The sequence below is a fragment of the Streptomyces sp. 1222.5 genome (genome assembly GCF_900105245.1).
In the GTDB taxonomy this organism is placed as follows: domain Bacteria; phylum Actinomycetota; class Actinomycetes; order Streptomycetales; family Streptomycetaceae; genus Streptomyces; species Streptomyces albidocamelliae.
The window spans coordinates 670,950-687,153 of record NZ_FNSZ01000001.1 but is presented as its reverse complement, the minus strand read 5'-3'; the positions used below and the strand labels follow the sequence as shown (position 1 = coordinate 687,153).

The following is a 16,204-nucleotide window of genomic DNA, read 5'->3' as shown; positions in this document are numbered from 1 at the left end:
CTGTGTGTCCCGTCCTAGATTCGGAAAAGCCGTCGCGTGTCAGCGGAGTCGGAGGTGGTCCGGGTCGGCGCGCCGGGTGCGTGTCCAGTACTCGGCCGCGGAGAAGGGCCAGTTGGTGGAGGAGCGGGAGCCGTCCTTGTACCAGCCGCTCACCCTCGACCAGACCCAGGCCCGGTCGGCGCTCGCCGCGTCGACCCACGCGTTGTAGTCGTCGTGCACGTCCTCGCGGACCTGGACCGCGTCCGCGTCCCGCGTGAGCAGCAGGCGGATCGCGTCCAGGACGTACCGGGTGGCGCATTCGGAGAAGTAGACGATGCTGCCGCCCTGTCCGACGAGATTGGTGTTCGGCCCGTACAGGCAGAACAGGTTGGGGAAGCCGGGGACGCTGATGCCCAGGTGGGCACGGGGGGCCCCGCCCCAACGGGTGTGCAGGTCGACGCCCTGCTCGCCGGTCACCTTCATCGGGGTGAGGAACCGCGAGGCCTGGAACCCGGTGGCGTAGACGATGACGTCGACCTCGAACTCCTCGCCGTCCGCGACCAGTCCGCGCGGTGTCTCCCGTTCCACCGGGGCGGTCACCAGCGTCACGTCGTCCCGCTTGAGGGTGGCGAGCCAGGTGCCGTTGTCCCGCAGTACCCGCTTGGCGCCGACCGGGTAGCGCGGCACGACCTTCTCGCGCAGCGCGGGGGCGTCGGTGAGCTGGGCCTCCATGGACTCAAGGAGAGAGGCACGCAGCTGCTCGTTGAGGGCGGAGACGGCGCGTTCGGTGGGCGGGTGGTCGCGGTCCACGATCCAGCCGTCGAGGATGCCGCGCAGTCCGGGCGCGAACAGCCAGAAGCGGTACCACTGGGCGTAGTACGGCAGATGCTCGCAGAGCCAGGAGGTGCTGCCGGACAGCGGCTCATGGTAGTGCGGGGTGGGCCGCAGCCAGGGCGGATTGCGCTGGAAGACGACCACCTCGGAGGCGACACCGGCCAGTTCGGGCACGATCTGGTAGGCGCTGGCGCCCGTGCCGACGACCGCGACCCGCTTGCCCGCGAGGTCCGCCGTGTGGTCCCAGGCGGCGGAGTGGAAGGCGGGCCCGGTGAAGCTGCCGAGTCCGTCGACGGCCGGCAGCTGCGGCCGGTTGAGCTGGCCCACGGCGCTGATCACCATCCGGTGCGTGACCGTTCGGGGGCCGTCGGGGCCGTCCAGGGTGAGGTGCCAGCGGCGCTCCCGGTCGTCCCAGCGCAGCTCCCGCACCTCGGTGCCGAACCGGACGCGGTCGGCGACCCCCGACTCCTTCGCGAAGTCCCGCAGGTACTCCAGGACCGTGTCGCGCCGGCAGAAGTGGTCCGGCCAGTCGGCGCGGGGCGCGAAGGAGTAGTTGTACAGGTGGCTGGCCACGTCGGTGCGGCAGCCCGGATAGGTGTTCTCGAACCAGGTGCCTCCGACGTCCTCGTTCTTCTCATACACCACGACCGGCACTCCGGCCTGGGCGAGCCGGTGGGCGGCCAGCAGCCCGCTGAACCCGGCGCCGATCACGGCCACGTCCAGATCGGCGCCGGGGCGCAGCCGCTCCAGCGTCCAGTCGGGCGCCTTGGGGTCGTCCCGCGGCAGCGCGATCTCCTCCGCGAGCAGTTCCAGCAGATCACCGGTGTCGGAACCCATGGCCCAGGTGGTGATCGTCCGCAGCAGCGCGGGGTCCGGCGGTTCGTGGGTGCCGCCCCGGTCCCGCCACGCGGTCAGCGCCTCGAAGGCGAGCCGGCGGGCCTCCTCCTGCCGCGCGGCGGTCAGGCCGCCCTGCGGCTGGAACAGCCAGCCCGGTGCGCGCAGGTCGTCGCGGAGCAGGGTGGTGTCCCCCGTCAGGTGGGCCACCGTCAGCAACAGCGCGGGCACGTCCGCACCGGCCAGCTGGCGGCGCAGGGTCTCGTCGTCGGGAATCGGCCGCAGCGGCCGGCTGAACGCCATGTGCGTCACCTTCGAAGTGTCCGGAGTGGGGGTCGTCATGAGGCCGGGCCGAGCGCGGCGAACCGGCGGTTGAAGTAGACGGCGGGCGCGCCCGACTCGGTGAGGTGCGTACCGACGACCCTGCCGACGACGATCACGTGGTCACCCGCGTCGTGCCGCTGCTCCACCAGGCACTCCACGACGGCGAGGGCGTCGTCGACGACCACGCCTCCCCGCGCGGTGCGCCCCAGGCCGCCCGGGCCGAACTTCTCGGCCCCGGCCGTCGCGAACCGCACGGCCAGCTCCGCGTGGTGCTCGCGCAGCACGCTCACCGCGAACTCGGAGGCACGCGCGAACACCGGGAAGCACTGCGCCGACCGGGCGACGCAGAGCAGGACCAGCGGCGGGTCCAGGGAGACCGAGCAGAAGGAGCTGACGGTCAGCCCGTGCGGCAGTCCGCGCTCGTCGCGCACGGTGGCGATGGCGACCCCCGTCGGGAACCGCGCCATGGCCTCCCGGAGCCCGCCGGTCGTCTCCACGACCTCCTTGAGTCCCTCAGTCATCCCGGGCCCCCGCAGCGCGTACGACGACCGCCGAGTTGAAGCCCCACTTGCCGCGCGCCAGCACCAGCGCCGCCCGGACCGGGGCCTCCCGGGGCGCGCCGCGCACGAGGTCGATGCCGTATTCCTCGGGCACCTCGTCCGTGCCGTACGTCGGCGGGATCACGCCCTCGCGGAGGCTGAGCAGCGCGGCGGCCACGTCCAGCGGGCCGCCGCCGGAGCACAGCCGGCCGGTCAGGGCCTTGGGCGCGGTCACCGGTACGCCGTGCGGACCGAACAGCCCGCTGACGGCCTCGGCCTCCACACGGTCGAGGTCCGGGCTGCCGGCCGCGTCCGCGAACACCACGTCGATGTCACCGGGTGCCAGCCCCGCGTCCACCAGGGCGAGTTCGGCCGCCCTGCGCAGGCCCGGCGGCCGGCCGGAGCCCGGAGCGGGGTCGAAGGTGGAGGCGTAGCCGGCGATCTCCCCGTACACCTGCCGGGCACCCCGTTCCCGCGCCGTCCGCGGGTCCTCCAGGACGAGGATCGCGCCGCCCTCGCCGGGCACATGGCCGCCGGCGTGCGTGCCGAACGGCTGGTAGGCCCGGTCCGGGTCGCCGGAGGTGGTCAGCCGCCCGCCGGCGATCTGCGACACCCAGCCCCAGGGGTCGAACGCCGAGTCGACGCCGCCCGTCACGACCATCGGCGTGCCGCGCCGGATCGTACGCCGGGCGTGCCCGATCGCGTCCAGACCGCCGGCCTGCTCGGCGACCAGGGCGCTGCTGGGGCCGCGCAGCTGGTGGCGGATGGAGATCTGGCCGGTGTTCACCGCGTAGAACCAGGCGAACGACTCGTACACGCTGACCTTCTCCGGGCCCTGCGACCACAGCTTGCGGAACTCGCGGTGCGTGAACTCGAAGCCGCCCTGCGCGTTGCCGGTGACCACGCCCATGTCGTAGTCGGCGTAGGCGCCGGGCTCGATCCCCGCGTCGGCGAGCGCCCGCTCGGCGGCGACCAGGGCGTACCGGGTGGAGACGTCCGTCTGCGGCAGCAGCCTGCCCGGCAGCTGGGCGGACGCGTCGAAGTCCCGGATCTCACCGGCCAGCCGGACCGGATGGCGGGACACGTCGAAGCGGGTCAGGGTGCCGATGCCGGTCCGCCCCTCGACCGTGGCCGCCCAGTAGGGCTCCGGGCCGGTGGCGTTCGGCGCGATCAGGCCGATTCCGGTGACGAGTGCGCTGCTCACGCGGTACCTCCAGGGACGTGCCGGAGCACCATGGCGGACTGGAAGCCGCCGAAGCCGCTGCCGACGGTCAGGACGTTGCGCAGACCGCGCTCGCGCGCCGTCAGCGGTACGTAGTCCAGGTCGCACTCGGGGTCCGCCTCGTGCAGGTTGGCCGTGGGCGGGACCACGCCGTTCTCCAGGGCGAGGGCCGAGGCGGCGATCTCGATCGAGCCGATCGCGCCCAGCGAGTGCCCGACCATCGACTTGATGGAACTGACGGGCGTGCGCCGGGCGTGCTCGCCCAGGCTGCGCTTGTAGGCGGCGGTCTCGTGGCGGTCGTTCTGCTTGGTGCCCGAGCCGTGCGCGTTGATGTAGTCGATGTCCGTGGCGTCGGTGCGCGCCTCGTCGAGGGCCGAGCGGATCGCCTCGGCCATCTCGCGGCCGTCCGCCTTCAGCCCGGTCATGTGGTAGGCGTTGCAGCGCGTGGCGTAGCCGGTGATCTCGGCGTAGATGTGCGCGCCGCGCGCCCGGGCGTGCTCGTACTCCTCCAGTACGAACATCGCGGCGCCCTCGGCGAGGACGAAGCCGTTGCGGGTGCGGTCGAACGGCCGGGAGGCCCGCTGGGGTTCGTCGTTGCGCGAGGTGGTCGCCTTGATGGCGTCGAAGCAGGCCACGACGATCGGCGTGACCGGAGTGTCGCCGGCACCGGCGAGCATCACGTCGGCGCTGCCCTCCTCGATGAGCCGGCAGGCGTGGCCGACGGAGTCGATCCCGGAGGTGCAGCCGTTGGAGACCATGGCCACCGGGCCCTCGGCGCCCACCGTCCAGGCCACCTCGGCCGGCATCACGCTCGGCACCAGGTAGTCGAACATGTGCGGGGACAGGTTGGCGGTGTCCATCAGCCAGTCGCGTCCGCTGTCCGACAGCACCAGGTACTCCTGTTCCAGGCTGGTCGCCGCGGCCACCGCGCTGCCCAGACTCACCCCGATCCGGCCGGGATCCAGCCGCTCGAAGCCGAGCCCGCTGTCGGCGACCGCGTCCCGCGCGCAGACCACCGTGAACTGCGTGGCCCGGTCCATGCGCCGGATCTCCAGGGGGGTCAGCCCCTCCAGCACGGGGTCGAAGTCGGCCTCGCCGGCGATCTGCGACCGATAGGGCGACGGATCGAAGAAGGAGATGCGGCGGATGGCGCTGCGGCCGGAGGTCAGCAGCTCCCAGAACGCCTTCACCCCGTTCCCGCCGGGTGTCCGCACCCCCATGCCGGTGATCACCGTGCGGCGGGTCATCGCGTCCCGCCCGTCTGCCGAGCCGCTGCTGACTCGTTCACCTTGTGGCCCCCTTCGTGCCGAAGCTGACGGCGTACGGCCATGTGCCGTGCGCCGCACCCAACATGACCGACACCGCCCTACGGGCCGCTGGGACGGCGCTGGGAGGATGGTGGGGCGTCCGCCGGGGCCCGGCGGACCACCCGAACGGCCGGTCACTACCAGCCATTCGGCGAGTGGGGAGCGGACGCCGGGCCCGTAGCATGAAAGACATGGCATATCGGGACTGGGGGAACCCGCAGCGTGCCCTGACGGTTGCGGCCGCGCTGATGCAGGCACCCATCAAGCAGGTACTGTCCACGCTCTCCGACGCGCTGTCCGACCTGGTGGCGCACGAGGCCCTGGTGATGCTGACCGGCGACTGCCCGACGTCGGCGACCTGGAGCCACGGGGACGCCGAGCTGACCGAGGCGGTCACCGCGGCCGAGATGGCCCAGCTCGCCACACACGTCGACATCGGCAGGCCGCGGTTCGACCGGGCGAGACTCGCCGACGCATCACGCCCGGTCCTCGCGGTGGCCTCGGCGCCACCCGGCTCGGCGGGCGCGCTGCTCGCGGTGCTGCCGGTGGAGGGCACCGCACCCGACCCCGAAGTCCTGCCCGTCGTACAGCAGTTGTGGGATCTGGCGATGCTGCGGGTGATGGCCCTGTGGCCCACCGTCGTCCCCGTCAACCAGACGGCGCCCTGGATGGCGAACAGCGAACGCGCGCGCATCGTCTCCGATCTGACGGACTCCCACGCGTCGACGCTCACCTCGCTGATCGGGCTGCTGCGCAACCGCAGCCTCGACGACGGCACGGCCCGCCGGACCGCCGTCGACCTGGCGGTGTCCTCGCTGATCGAACTGCGCTCGGTCGGCGACACCGAGCGGGTACCGGGGGAGGAGACGGCCCACGACGCCTTCGGACGGCTCACCGAGATGCTCGGACTGCTGTCCCGTTACGGCAACGTGCGGCTGGAGTTCGAGGGCCCGGTGGGGGAGGCGGCCGAGCGGCTGATCCCCTCGGTGATCGCCCAGACGGCGCGGACGACGGCCCGCGGCACCGTGCTGACCATGCTGGAGCAGGGCGCGGTGAGCCGGGTCCGGATCAGTTGGCACGTCGAGGAGTCCGAGGTGCGCGCGGTGATCCGGGACGACGGCCCCGGCACCCTGGCCGGTGACGCGCTCGCCGTGCACCGGCTCACCGACCGGGCGGCGGCCGTCAGCGGTGCCGTGGACGTCGACGCGGTACCGGGATGGGGCACGATCGTCACCGTCCGGCTGCCGCTGGCCGCGCCGGAGCGGCAGCGCAACGATCCGCTCGGCGACCTCAACCCGCGGGAGCTCGACGTCCTGGAACTGCTCGTCCAGGGCCACCGCAACCGTGCCATCGCCGGGCGTCTGCTGATCAGCGAGCACACGGTGAAGTTCCACGTGGCGAAGATCCTGAGAAAGCTGGACGTCAGCACGCGGGGCGAGGCGGCGGCGCTGGCACTGGCGGCGGGGTTCCCGACCGCGCCGGCGTTGACGTCGTAGCCCTGGTCCACCGACGTCGTCGCAGGGACGCCGTACGGCAGACCCGAGGGCCGCGACCACGCATCCGTGGTCGCGGCCCTCGGGCGTGCCCGCCCCTAGGCGCGGTCTCTGCGCCAGACGAGGACCCTGCGGTGCTCCACCCCGTCGACGCGGGTGCGGGCGTGCAGCGTCAGACGGCCCTCGGCCAGCGTCGCCTCCCGGGTCTGCTCGGTGTCGATCCAGTCGGGCCGGGGGGTGACCTCGATCCGGTGCACGATCCGGGAGCCCTCCAGACGCCAGGTCCCGGCGTAGCCCATGTACGGGACGGGGCCGGGGTCCGGACCGCGCATCATGTGCACCGAGACGTGTCCGTCCCGGGTGTAGACGAGCCGGCCCCGGGGAGCGTCGCCCAGGGGGCCCACGCCGGGGGTGCCGGCGCCGTCCAGTTCCCGGAACGACACCAGGTGCCACACCCCGACCAGGTCGTCAGCGCGCATGACCGCCCTCGTCGTCGAGAAGGGCCACCACCCGGGTCCAGCCCGCCCCCGCCCCGGCGACCGCCACCGGGAAGCACACCACGGTGAAGCCCGTCGGCGCGGGCAGCGCGGCCAGCTGCGCGAGCTTCTCCAACTGGAGGTACTCGCGTGTGCGGCCGTAGACGTGCGCGGGCCACAGGGTCTTCTTGTCGCCGGTCCGGCGGTAGTCGTCGATCATCGACCGCATGGGCCGGTCAAGACCCCAGGCGTCGATGCCGATCACCCGCACCCCGGACTCCACGAGGAACGCCGTGCCCTCGCCGGTCAGGCCCGGATACTTCGTCAGGTACTCGGCCTCGCCCCACAGCGCGTCGGCACCGGTCCACAGCAGGACGATGTCGCCGGGCCGCAGGGTGTGTTCGGCCGCGCGCAGTGCCGCGCGCAGGTGCTCCACCGTGATGCCCTCGCCGGGCGGCACATGCCGCACGTCCAGCCGTACGCCCGGACCCACGCACCACTCCAGCGGGACCTGGTCGATGCTCTTGGCGGGCGCGCCGCCGCTGACCGGGCCGTAGTGCAGCGGCGCGTCCATGTGCGTGCCGGTGTGGGTGGTCAGCGTCACCGTCTCGTTGGAGATCGCCATCCCGTCCGGGAAGTCCTCGGGCGTCAGACCGAGGACGGTGGCGCCGGTGACGTGGTCGAGGAGTTCCACCGTGACGGGTGTCGCCTCGCTCGGCGTGTGCCGGGTGACCACGCTCAGGTCGACGAGGCGCCTCACTCGGCGGCGCCCTCGACGGCGAGCTTCTCCGCCTCGTCCTTGACCGCGCCGAGGTCCGCCACGCTGTTGCGCTCCACCGCAGCCTTGATCATCTCGTCGGCCTGCTCGTACGTGAACTTCCCGGCGATCAGGCCGTCCTCCGGCTCGCGGGGCTTGAAGTCGTGGGTCAGGACCAGCTGGGTGGTGTGCTCGTCGATGGGCAGGGCTCGCCACTCGCCGCCCATGTAACCCATCATCGGGGCGTTCTCCAGCTGCCGGTAGGCGATGACGCGGCGCCCGGCGTCGATGTCCCGCCGGGAGATCCAGGACTGCACCTCGCCGTTGACGTCGACGGTCAGGCGGGCGATCTGGTGCTCGGGCGACTCCTCCAGCATCTTCACGTCCTCCGTGGGCGGGAAGATGCGCGCGTAGCCCTCGACGTCGACGAGGACGTCCCAGACGATCGCGGCCGGGGCGTTGACGGTGACGGTGTGTTCGGTGTGGTGCATGGGACTCTCCTTCGTGAGTGCGGGCGCGATGACGTGGAGCAGGTCGTCGTGGTTGGCGTAGGCGGCGTCGTACTCGATGCGGGACCGCCAGCCGGCGATGTGCTCGTGCACGTGCGGAAGCTCCGAGAACGCCCGCAGGTCGTCGAGGTCGCGGCAGGCGAACTGGGCCACGGCGTTGGCGGTCGTCCCGGCGGCGTGGTCGTCGACCGGCAGCCGGTGGTGCGGTCCGTGACCGAAGTGCGTGACGAGGCCCGAGCCGCGCGCGATCTTCTCCAGGTCGGTGAAGAACTCGCGGCGCTGGGACTCGTCGACCGAGTCCGCGAACCGGTAGACGAGGGTGTGGATGATCACGGGCTCTCCTCCGAGGCGCACGGGAAGCGGTAACGGGCCACAGCGTCCCGGCGGTGCCTCGCAGTCGGCTGGGAGCGCGCTGGTGTCCGGCGTGCACCGCGCCAGGCACGTCCAAGCGCCGGCCAAGCGAAATACGGGCGGTGGCGGCGAGGCTCCCGGTCGCCGGCCGGCCGCGGCCCGGCTGCGACAGCGCCCGAAGCGGTCCACCGTACGAGTCGAGGAGAGACCAGCATGGCCCCGACACCGAGCACCGACCCTCCGCACACGACGACCTCCGTACCGCCGGACCGTCAGGCGCTGGTGGCGGCCGCCCGGGACGTGGCCCAGGAGGCCGCCCGGTGCGCCGCCTCCGCCGAGCGGGAGCGGCGCCTGGCACCGGACGTCGTCAAGGCGGCGGTGGCCGCCGGATTCGCGCGGTACCTGGTGCCCGCGGCACACGGCGGCACCGAGGGGACCTTCCTGGAACTCGGGCGGGCCGTGAGCGCCGTCGGCGAGGGCTGCGCGGCCACCGCCTGGTGCGTCTCGCTCGCCGCGCACGTCGGCCGGATGGCGGCCCATCTGCCGCGGGAGGGCCGCCGGGAGGTGTGGGCCGAGGGACCCGACGCGTTCCTCGTCGCCTCCCTCACCCCGCTCGGCACCGCGCACCCCGCCCCCGGCGGCCATCGGCTCAGCGGCACCTGGCGCTTCGTCAGCGCGATCGACCACGCCGACTGGGCGCTGCTCGCGGCGAACCCGCCGGCCGGGTCCGGCCCGGCCGGCGCCCCCCGTGTCTTCGCGGTGCCCCGCGGCGCCTGGCGCACCGAGGACACCTGGCACAACGTCGGCATGGCCGCGACCGGCAGCCACACCGTCACCGTCGAGGACGTGTTCGTGCCCCAGGCCCGCTCCGTCAGCCGTGAGGACCTCTTCAGCGGGCGGGGCGCCGTCGACGTCGCGCCGCGCCTGGCGGTCCCGATGCAGGGCACGACCATGATGTTCGCGGCTCCCGCACTGGGCGCCGCCAAGGGTGCGCTCGCGGCCTGGCGGCGGCACGCCGAACGCAAGATCCGCGCGGCGGCGCGGAACCCCGCTCCCGCGCTGCCCGGCATGCCGTCCTTCAACCGCGTCACCTGGGACGTGACCCTGACGCGAAGCGCCGGCGAGATCGACGCGGCCGAGCTGCTCCTGGAGCGCGCCGCCCGCAGCGCCGACGAGAGCGGCCACGGTCTCACCCCGGCGCAGACCATGCGCGGCTGGCGCGACTGCGCCATGGCCACCGACCTCCTCGTCGGCGTCGCCAACCGGCTCTTCCGCGGCGTCGGCACCACCGGCCAGTCCACGGCCGAACCGGTGCAGCGGTTCTGGCGGGACGTCAACTCGATGGCCGGCCACCAGGGTCTCCAGGTGGAGTCCGCCGCCACCGCCTACGCCTACCAGTCGCTCGGCTTCTGATCCGCCCACCGGCCCCGCGCACGTCCTTCGGAAAGGAACCCGTATGTCCCTGAGCCGCCGCACGGCACTCACCGTCACCGCCGCCGCACTCGCCGGCACCGCCCTGTCGGCCGGACCGGCCTCGGCGAGGGGCACCGCCTCGTCCGCCGGCCGGCGCGTCCTGTTCGAGGACGACTTCTCCGGCGGCTTCGCCACCAGCGGCCCGGGCGCCCGCTGGACCCGGATCCCCTTCGGCGGCGGCGTCGGCGAGGACGCCGTGGCCGACACGTCCGGGCGCGGCCTGCGCCTCGCCGCCAAGGGCAGCAACCCGCACACCGGCGAGCCCGCCTTCACCCTGACCCTCGGCCAGCACGAGCCGAGCGGCCTGCCCGGCTCGCTCGACCACGTCAAGTGGCTGTCGTACCCCGACCAGCACACCGCCGAGGGCACGCTGGGCTTCACCGCCGAGCCCGGCCGCCTCCTGGTCGCCGAGGCGCGGCTGACGGCCGGCACGTTCGGCACGGCGGCGCACCCGTTCGGCTCCGCGGTCGCCGACCCGCACGACGATCTGCGCCTCGCCATGGCCGGACTGCCCGCGGAGGACCAGGAGACCGGCATCGCGGTCGACTTCTTCTTCACCGACAAGACGGTGTACGCGTTCTACGAGCGCCTCCCCAACCACCGCGACACCCTCGGTGACTACGCGGCCTTCACCTACGCCGTGCCGGTCGCCCGCCGCTCCTCGCCCACCGCCGAACACCACGTCCGTATCGAGTACGACCGCTCCCGGGGCGTGATCCGCTGGTGCCTGGAGGGACGCGAGGTGTTCACCGTCGACCGGATCGGCCAGTTGCTGCCCTCCCGACGCCACCTGCTGCTCGACCACGGCGGCACACCCGCCACGGTGACGCCGCGCCAGTTCACCTTCGGGCTCGGTCTGTTCGACGCCCTCGACGGCGCCCGCCCCGGCGTGCCCGGTTCGGGCCTGGTCCGGCTGACCACGGAGACGGGGCACTACTACGACCCGGTGCGCGGCGAGCCCACCGCTCAGACCTTCCTCGACGACGCGAGCCGTCCGGAGAACCGTCTGTGGGGTCAGGGCGCGGCCCTCGGGGTCCGCAGGTTCACCGTCTTCAGCCGGAACGCCGGCTGACGGAGCCCCGCCCCGCCGTCCCTCCGGGGGGCGGCACCACCACCGACCACCGTCCCACCCCCTCGACGGCGTCGGCGGCCCGGCGAGCAGCCGGCCGGGCCGCCGACGCCGTCCCTTGCCGTTCCCGAGGAGTTCCGTCATGCCGTCCTCCTACGACTTCGACCCCCAACTCGCCCCGGAGGCACCGGGGATGCGGCCGCTGGACTACGCCGATCCCGAGTCGGCCCGGGCGGTCATGCGTCAGGTGATGGCCAAGCAGCCGCACTACGAGCACCTCGACCGGGTCCGGGTGAGCGACCGGGTGCTGCCCGTCGCGGGCGGCCCCGGCCTCACCGTGCGGACGTACGCCCCGGCAGTCCGGCCCGGTGACCCGCTGCCCGCGCTCCTCTTCCCGCACTGGGGCGGGTTCGTCACCGGGGACCTGGACACCCCGCGCGCGTTCGCCGCCCGGATCGCGGACCAGGTGGGCGCGGTGGTGGTCTCCCCCGACTACCGCCTCGCCCCCGAACACCCGTTCCCGGCGGGCCTGGACGACTGCTGGGCGGCACTGGAGTGGACCCGCGCGCACGCCGGTGAACTGGGCGTCGATCCGGACCGGATCGGTGTGGGCGGGTTCAGCGCGGGCGGCGCCCTGGCGGCGGCCCTGGCGCTGCGCGCCCGCGACACCGGCGGTCCGCGCATCCGCTACCAGTACCTGCTCTTCCCGCAGCTCGACGACCGCCTGGAGACCGTCTCCGCACGGGAGTTCACGGACACGCCGGTGCTGGACCGGTCCGCACTGGTGCTCAGCTGGAAGCACTACACCGGTTCCGGACCGGCTTCCCACCTCGCGGCCCCGGCCCGCGCGGAGGACCTGTCGGGGCTGCCGCCGGCGTTCGTCGGGGTGTGCGCGTACGACCCGCTGAGGGACGAGGGAATCCACTTCGCGCACCGGCTGATCCAGGCGGGCGTGCCCACCGAACTGGTCCACTACCCCGGGACGTTCCACGCCTCCGTCGGCATCGGGCACGCCGCCGTGTCCCGCCGGATGGTGCGCGACCAGATCGACGCGCTGCGCCGCGGTCTGCGGGCGGACTGAGCGGCCCGGCGTACGAGGCACAAGAGGGTGCCCCGGGGGTTGCATCCCCGGGGCACCCTCTTCGTGCGTGGTGCCGGCGTCAGGCGGCCGTGCGCTCCCGCGCGGTGCGCAGCAGCAGGGCGTGTTCCGCCACCCGGCGCCCGAGGTGGGCAGCGGTGAGCAGGTCGCCCTTGCGCATGGACTCCGCACCCTGGTCGCCCGGGCACTGGCCCATGGCCCCCAGCCAGCCGCCCAGCCGGTTCAGGTCGTTCTCCGTGTCACCGGGCAGCAGGTCGAGGTTCACCCAGTGCATACCGTGCTGTGCGGCGAGCACCGTGAAGTACTGGAGCGTGTTCAGCTTGTCGCCGCTCATCGCGCCGGACGTGGTGAAACCGGCCGCGACCTTGTCCTTCCACGCCAGCCCGTACCAGCGCCCGCTGGTGGCCGCGGCGAAGGTGTGGAAGGCGGGGCTCGCCGAACCCATGTAGGTGGGTGATCCGAAGATGATCGCGTCGGCGGCGTCGAGCCGGGCCCAGTCCTCCTCGGTGATGCCGTCGACCTTGACCACCTCGACCGCGGCGCCCGCCACGGACCTGATGCCCTCCTCGACCCCCTCGGCCATTCTCGTGGTGTGCCCGTACCCGCTGTGATAAGCGATGGCGACGGATACCGGGTTCTCGGACATGCGTTTCCCTCCGGACAGCCAAGAATTGTGTGGGTGAATACCCGCCCGATCTCCGCTGCCGCGGCTCGGGCACGCTTCAAGGCTGTCAGCAATAGCTGCGTCGGGGGACTGCTCCTTCGGCTAACAGAACCTGCCCGAAGGAGTGGTCGGTGGACTGGCCCGCCGGAATTCCGGTCATGAGGTCCTGCTGCAGCGTCTGCAGTTCCGGTGCGGGTTCGATGCCCAGTTCCGTGTCGAGTATGCGACAGAGATTTCGGTAGGCCTGGATGGCCTCGGCCCGCCGCGCGCTTTTGTACAGGGCCTTGATCAACTGGGCGTGGAAACTCTCGTTGAGCGGGTTCTCCGCGACCAGCAGGCGCAGTCGCGGGATGATCTCCTGATGGCGGCCCAGGCGCGCGCAGGCCGCGATGTGCAGCTCGTGCGCGGACAGTCGCAGCTCGTTGATGTAGGTCAGGTGGGCGTCGAGCACCGGCCCCGTGATCATCCCGGCCAGTACCGGGCCGCGCCACAGGGCGAACGCCTGGTCGAGCAGCCCGGCGGCCTTCGCCGCGTCCCGCTGGTCGAGTGCGGTGCGGGCGCGGTTGACCAGGCCCTCGAAGACGACGCTGTCGACGGAGTCGCCGGGCACCTCGATGCTGTAGCCGGCGGGCCGGGTCACCAGGACGGACTGGCGGCCGGGGCCGATGCCGCAGAGCTTGCGGGCGTGGTAGATGTACGTCTGCAGGGTGGTCAGCGCGCTGCGCGGTACGTTCTCCCCCCACAGCTCCTCGATCAGTGTGTGGGCTCCGACGGACTCGCCGTTCTGCACGACCAGCAGTCCCAGGAGCTGGCTGACTTTCGACCTGGTCAGGGTCGTCGGCCGGCCGTTGTTCAGTACGACTTCGAACTGTCCCAGCAGTTTGAACTTCAATTTCTTTCCCCCTGTTTTTCGAGCACGCGAAATGGTCCGCCGAATCGTGCAAACGATCTCCGTCCGCTACGGATGATGTAGGTGACGTCGGATGTGGCGAGAATGCTCCGCGGTGCCCCCGTGCGGCCGTCCGCGTACCACCTGATGGTCCAGTCCACGTCTGTTTTGAACGGTATAAGAGCAAACGCAATCAATGCCAGCGGCTCAGAAGTGATCGGCGTCACACTAGCCGTGGACTGCTCTAATTGGCGGGTGCATTCACTGGCGCCCGGGACGGTCTTCACACAATGTCGACGAAAAGGCGTACGAATTTCCGCCGGAGTTCGTGTCCGCCAAGCGGAATCACCCCGCGGGGGGAGCCGCCGCGACGCTGACCAGGTGCCCGGTGCCGGTGAGATGGGTCGTGAACCGCGACTCCACGGGCCGCACCGGCCGCCCCCGGTCGTCGGTCAGCACCGCCGTACGGCCCAGCAAGCGGAATCCGAAGCCGGTGAACGGCAGCCGCAGTCCGGCCCCGAGCGCCTTGGCGTGGGCTTCCTTCAGGGTCCACAACCGCAGCAGTACGGCGGGACGTCCGGCCGGCGGCAGGCCCGCCAGCACTGCCCGTTCGTGGGGTGTACAGATGCGGCCCGCGAGTGTCTCCACCCGCACCGGCCGGTCCGCACGCTCCACGTCCACCCCCACCGGCACTCCGCCCGCACCGAGCGCGAGCACCAGCCGGCTCCCGGTGTGACTCAGACTCACCTGGAGGTGGGCGTACCCGCGCAGCCTGGGCCGGCCGCCCGGATCACGGGTGAGTTCCAGGAGAAGCGGATCGACCCCGAGGACGGCCCCCGCCACGCATCTGACCAGCCGCCGGGACGCCACGAGCCGCTGCCGCACCGGCGCGGGAAGCGGCCCGGCCAGCCGCCCGCGCTCGGCGCCCGCCCACAGCGCGGCCTCCTCCTCCCGGTCCACGGCCCAGTCCGCGGCATCCGCGTGCACGGCCACATCGCCGTACCGGGCGAGCGCCGCCCGCACCGGCCCGAAGGAGTCCGCCGGCGCCACGGCAAGCAGCGGCGTCACGCCACGGCGCATCGCAGCACGTCCGCCCGCCACGCCGTACGCGCCGCCTCGGACACCGGCAGATCGAGCCGCACGGAGAGCCGGCACAGAGCCCCGCACAGGCGGGCGCGACGGGCACCGATGCCGAGGGTGGCGTCGTGGACACCGGTGTCGCGCGGCTGCCAGCCGTCGACGCAGGCGGCCGCGGCGGTCAGCAGGGCGTACCGCTCGGCGGGACCGTACCGCACGTCGGCGGCCGGCTCGCGGGCCGCGGCGGCGGCCAGGCGGTGCCGCTCCTCCTCCAGCCCGCCGACCAGTTCCGGCAGCGGACGCGGCAGCGCGCGGTGCCGTACGGCGGTGAGCGGGTGGGCCAGACGGTCCTCGCCCGCCGCGAGGCGGTCCATCCGCCGGGCGAGCCGCCCCCACACCTGCGGCGAGCGCTCCCGTGCCGCCCGTACCAGCACCCGCCGCCGGCGCCGGTACTCGACCGCCGCGGGCTCGGGCCGGTGCAGTCCGGCCCCGAGAGCGGCAGCCAACCCGCCGACGCCCTCCAGCAACAGCAGCGGGACGAGGCACTGGGCCGCGGCCGACCGGCCACCCCCGTCGTGGCGCAGGAGCCGATCGCAGATCCACAGGTCGAGGTAGCAGGCGCCCACGGCGTCCGACGGCACCCGGCCGAGGCGGCCGGTGGCAGGACCGCCCACGGCCCCGACGACGACCTCCAGCGCCGCCTCCGCGTGTTCGACCAGCCGCCGGGGCTCCAGCGGACCGAGCCCGCCGGGCACCACCCTCAGCCCGTTCGACCGGGCGCCTCCCGTCCGGGCAGGCCCCCCGCCTCCCGCGACCCGTACCCGCCGGTCGTCCGTGCCCATGGCCCACCGCCCCTTCCGAAGCCCCCCGTTGGGTGCTCCTCAGGGTGGGAGACCGGCATCGCGGGCGGCTGGGAGGCCACCGGAGCGCCGCTGGACCGGTTCCAGCGGCCTCCAAGACGGTGGCCGCACGATGTCCGGGACCACGTCACACGGACTTCGAGGAGACGACTGCCATGGCAACCCTGGACATCGAGGACCTGCGCCGCATCCTGGTGGACTGCGCCGGTGAGGAGGAGGGCGTCGAGGTGAGCGGTGCCACGCTCGACACCCCTTTCGAGGAGCTGGGTTACGACTCGCTCGCGCTCATGGAGACGGCGGCGGCGATCCAGGACGAGTACGGGATCGTGCTGCCCGACGAGGACGTGTCCGAGGCCCGCACGCCCCGCAACCTGCTCGACCTGGCGAACGGGGCGGTCCGCACCGGCGGCTGACCGGCCCGGGCACACCCTCCGACGGGAACGGCCCC

At 73.0% G+C, this 16,204-nt stretch carries 16 protein-coding genes; 5 read left to right on the top strand and 11 right to left on the bottom strand.

Going from position 1 to position 16,204, the window contains the following annotated elements:
• Positions 1 to 39: 39 nt before the first annotated feature.
• Genes BLW57_RS03290 through BLW57_RS03275 form a run of 4 tightly spaced genes read right to left on the bottom strand, consistent with a single transcriptional unit; the run spans position 40 to position 4,979 of the window.
• Positions 40 to 1,950 carry a flavin-containing monooxygenase gene (locus tag BLW57_RS03290; RefSeq protein ID WP_093472004.1) on the bottom strand — a complete coding sequence of 637 codons (1,911 nt, stop codon included), beginning with the start codon at positions 1,948 to 1,950 and terminating at the stop codon, positions 40 to 42.
• A gap of 35 nt (positions 1,951 to 1,985) precedes the next feature.
• A complete protein-coding gene (locus BLW57_RS03285) occupies positions 1,986 to 2,492 on the bottom strand; it encodes a flavin reductase family protein (protein WP_093472002.1) in 507 nt (168 codons plus the stop codon).
• A complete protein-coding gene (locus BLW57_RS03280; RefSeq protein WP_093472001.1) occupies positions 2,485 to 3,714 on the bottom strand; it encodes a ketosynthase chain-length factor in 1,230 nt (409 codons plus the stop codon). Before BLW57_RS03280 ends, BLW57_RS03285 begins: the two co-directional genes overlap by 8 nt.
• Positions 3,711 to 4,979 (bottom strand): beta-ketoacyl-[acyl-carrier-protein] synthase family protein, encoded by a 1,269-nt coding sequence (locus BLW57_RS03275; protein ID WP_093471999.1) that lies wholly within the window; start codon positions 4,977 to 4,979, stop codon positions 3,711 to 3,713. The genes BLW57_RS03280 and BLW57_RS03275 overlap by 4 nt, the downstream gene beginning before the upstream one ends.
• A gap of 251 nt (positions 4,980 to 5,230) precedes the next feature.
• On the opposite strand from BLW57_RS03275, the gene BLW57_RS03270 reads away from it, so the two are divergent.
• Entirely contained in the window at positions 5,231 to 6,535 is a 1,305-nt protein-coding gene (locus BLW57_RS03270; protein ID WP_218137959.1) for a LuxR C-terminal-related transcriptional regulator, read from the top strand.
• A 95-nt stretch (positions 6,536 to 6,630) separates the two neighbouring features.
• Here the strand turns inward: BLW57_RS03270 and BLW57_RS03265 are convergent, their stop codons facing one another.
• Genes BLW57_RS03265 through BLW57_RS03255 form a run of 3 tightly spaced genes read right to left on the bottom strand, consistent with a single transcriptional unit; the run spans position 6,631 to position 8,607 of the window.
• Complete coding sequence (locus BLW57_RS03265; RefSeq protein WP_093471997.1) at positions 6,631 to 7,011, bottom strand: lipocalin-like domain-containing protein; 381 nt, start codon at positions 7,009 to 7,011, stop codon at positions 6,631 to 6,633.
• Positions 7,001 to 7,768, bottom strand: a complete 768-nt coding sequence (locus tag BLW57_RS03260; protein WP_093471995.1) for a cyclase family protein — start codon at positions 7,766 to 7,768, stop codon at positions 7,001 to 7,003. Before BLW57_RS03260 ends, BLW57_RS03265 begins: the two co-directional genes overlap by 11 nt.
• On the bottom strand, positions 7,765 to 8,607 hold the full coding sequence (locus BLW57_RS03255) for an aromatase/cyclase (RefSeq protein ID WP_093471994.1): 843 nt from the start codon (positions 8,605 to 8,607) through the stop codon (positions 7,765 to 7,767). The genes BLW57_RS03260 and BLW57_RS03255 overlap by 4 nt, the downstream gene beginning before the upstream one ends.
• 231 nt (positions 8,608 to 8,838) lie before the next feature.
• On the opposite strand from BLW57_RS03255, the gene BLW57_RS03250 reads away from it, so the two are divergent.
• The 3 genes from BLW57_RS03250 to BLW57_RS03240 all read left to right on the top strand — a co-directional run bounded on the left by BLW57_RS03250 (position 8,839) and on the right by BLW57_RS03240 (position 12,248).
• Complete coding sequence (locus BLW57_RS03250) at positions 8,839 to 10,038, top strand: acyl-CoA dehydrogenase family protein (RefSeq protein ID WP_093471993.1); 1,200 nt, start codon at positions 8,839 to 8,841, stop codon at positions 10,036 to 10,038.
• A gap of 43 nt (positions 10,039 to 10,081) precedes the next feature.
• Positions 10,082 to 11,170, top strand: coding sequence for a DUF6081 family protein (locus tag BLW57_RS03245; RefSeq protein WP_093471991.1), 1,089 nt, complete (start codon positions 10,082 to 10,084; stop codon positions 11,168 to 11,170).
• 139 nt (positions 11,171 to 11,309) lie between these two features.
• Positions 11,310 to 12,248, top strand: coding sequence for an alpha/beta hydrolase (locus BLW57_RS03240; protein ID WP_093471990.1), 939 nt, complete (start codon positions 11,310 to 11,312; stop codon positions 12,246 to 12,248).
• 79 nt (positions 12,249 to 12,327) lie between these two features.
• On the opposite strand, the gene BLW57_RS03235 is transcribed toward BLW57_RS03240, so the two are convergent.
• The 4 genes from BLW57_RS03235 to BLW57_RS03220 all read right to left on the bottom strand — a co-directional run bounded on the left by BLW57_RS03235 (position 12,328) and on the right by BLW57_RS03220 (position 15,738).
• On the bottom strand, positions 12,328 to 12,912 hold the full coding sequence (locus BLW57_RS03235) for a flavodoxin family protein (protein WP_093471988.1): 585 nt from the start codon (positions 12,910 to 12,912) through the stop codon (positions 12,328 to 12,330).
• 85 nt (positions 12,913 to 12,997) lie between these two features.
• Positions 12,998 to 13,822: an AfsR/SARP family transcriptional regulator gene (locus BLW57_RS03230; RefSeq protein ID WP_093471987.1), complete on the bottom strand. Its 825-nt coding sequence runs from the start codon at positions 13,820 to 13,822 to the stop codon at positions 12,998 to 13,000.
• A gap of 342 nt (positions 13,823 to 14,164) precedes the next feature.
• The gene (locus BLW57_RS03225) at positions 14,165 to 14,887 is read right to left on the bottom strand and encodes a 4'-phosphopantetheinyl transferase family protein (RefSeq protein ID WP_176985435.1); all 723 of its coding nucleotides are present in this window, start codon (positions 14,885 to 14,887) and stop codon (positions 14,165 to 14,167) included.
• Positions 14,884 to 15,738, bottom strand: coding sequence for a hypothetical protein (locus tag BLW57_RS03220; RefSeq protein WP_143051581.1), 855 nt, complete (start codon positions 15,736 to 15,738; stop codon positions 14,884 to 14,886). The genes BLW57_RS03225 and BLW57_RS03220 overlap by 4 nt, the downstream gene beginning before the upstream one ends.
• Positions 15,739 to 15,911: 173 nt before the next feature.
• On the opposite strand from BLW57_RS03220, the gene BLW57_RS03215 reads away from it, so the two are divergent.
• Positions 15,912 to 16,169, top strand: coding sequence for an acyl carrier protein (locus BLW57_RS03215; RefSeq protein WP_093471982.1), 258 nt, complete (start codon positions 15,912 to 15,914; stop codon positions 16,167 to 16,169).
• Positions 16,170 to 16,204 lie beyond the last annotated feature (35 nt).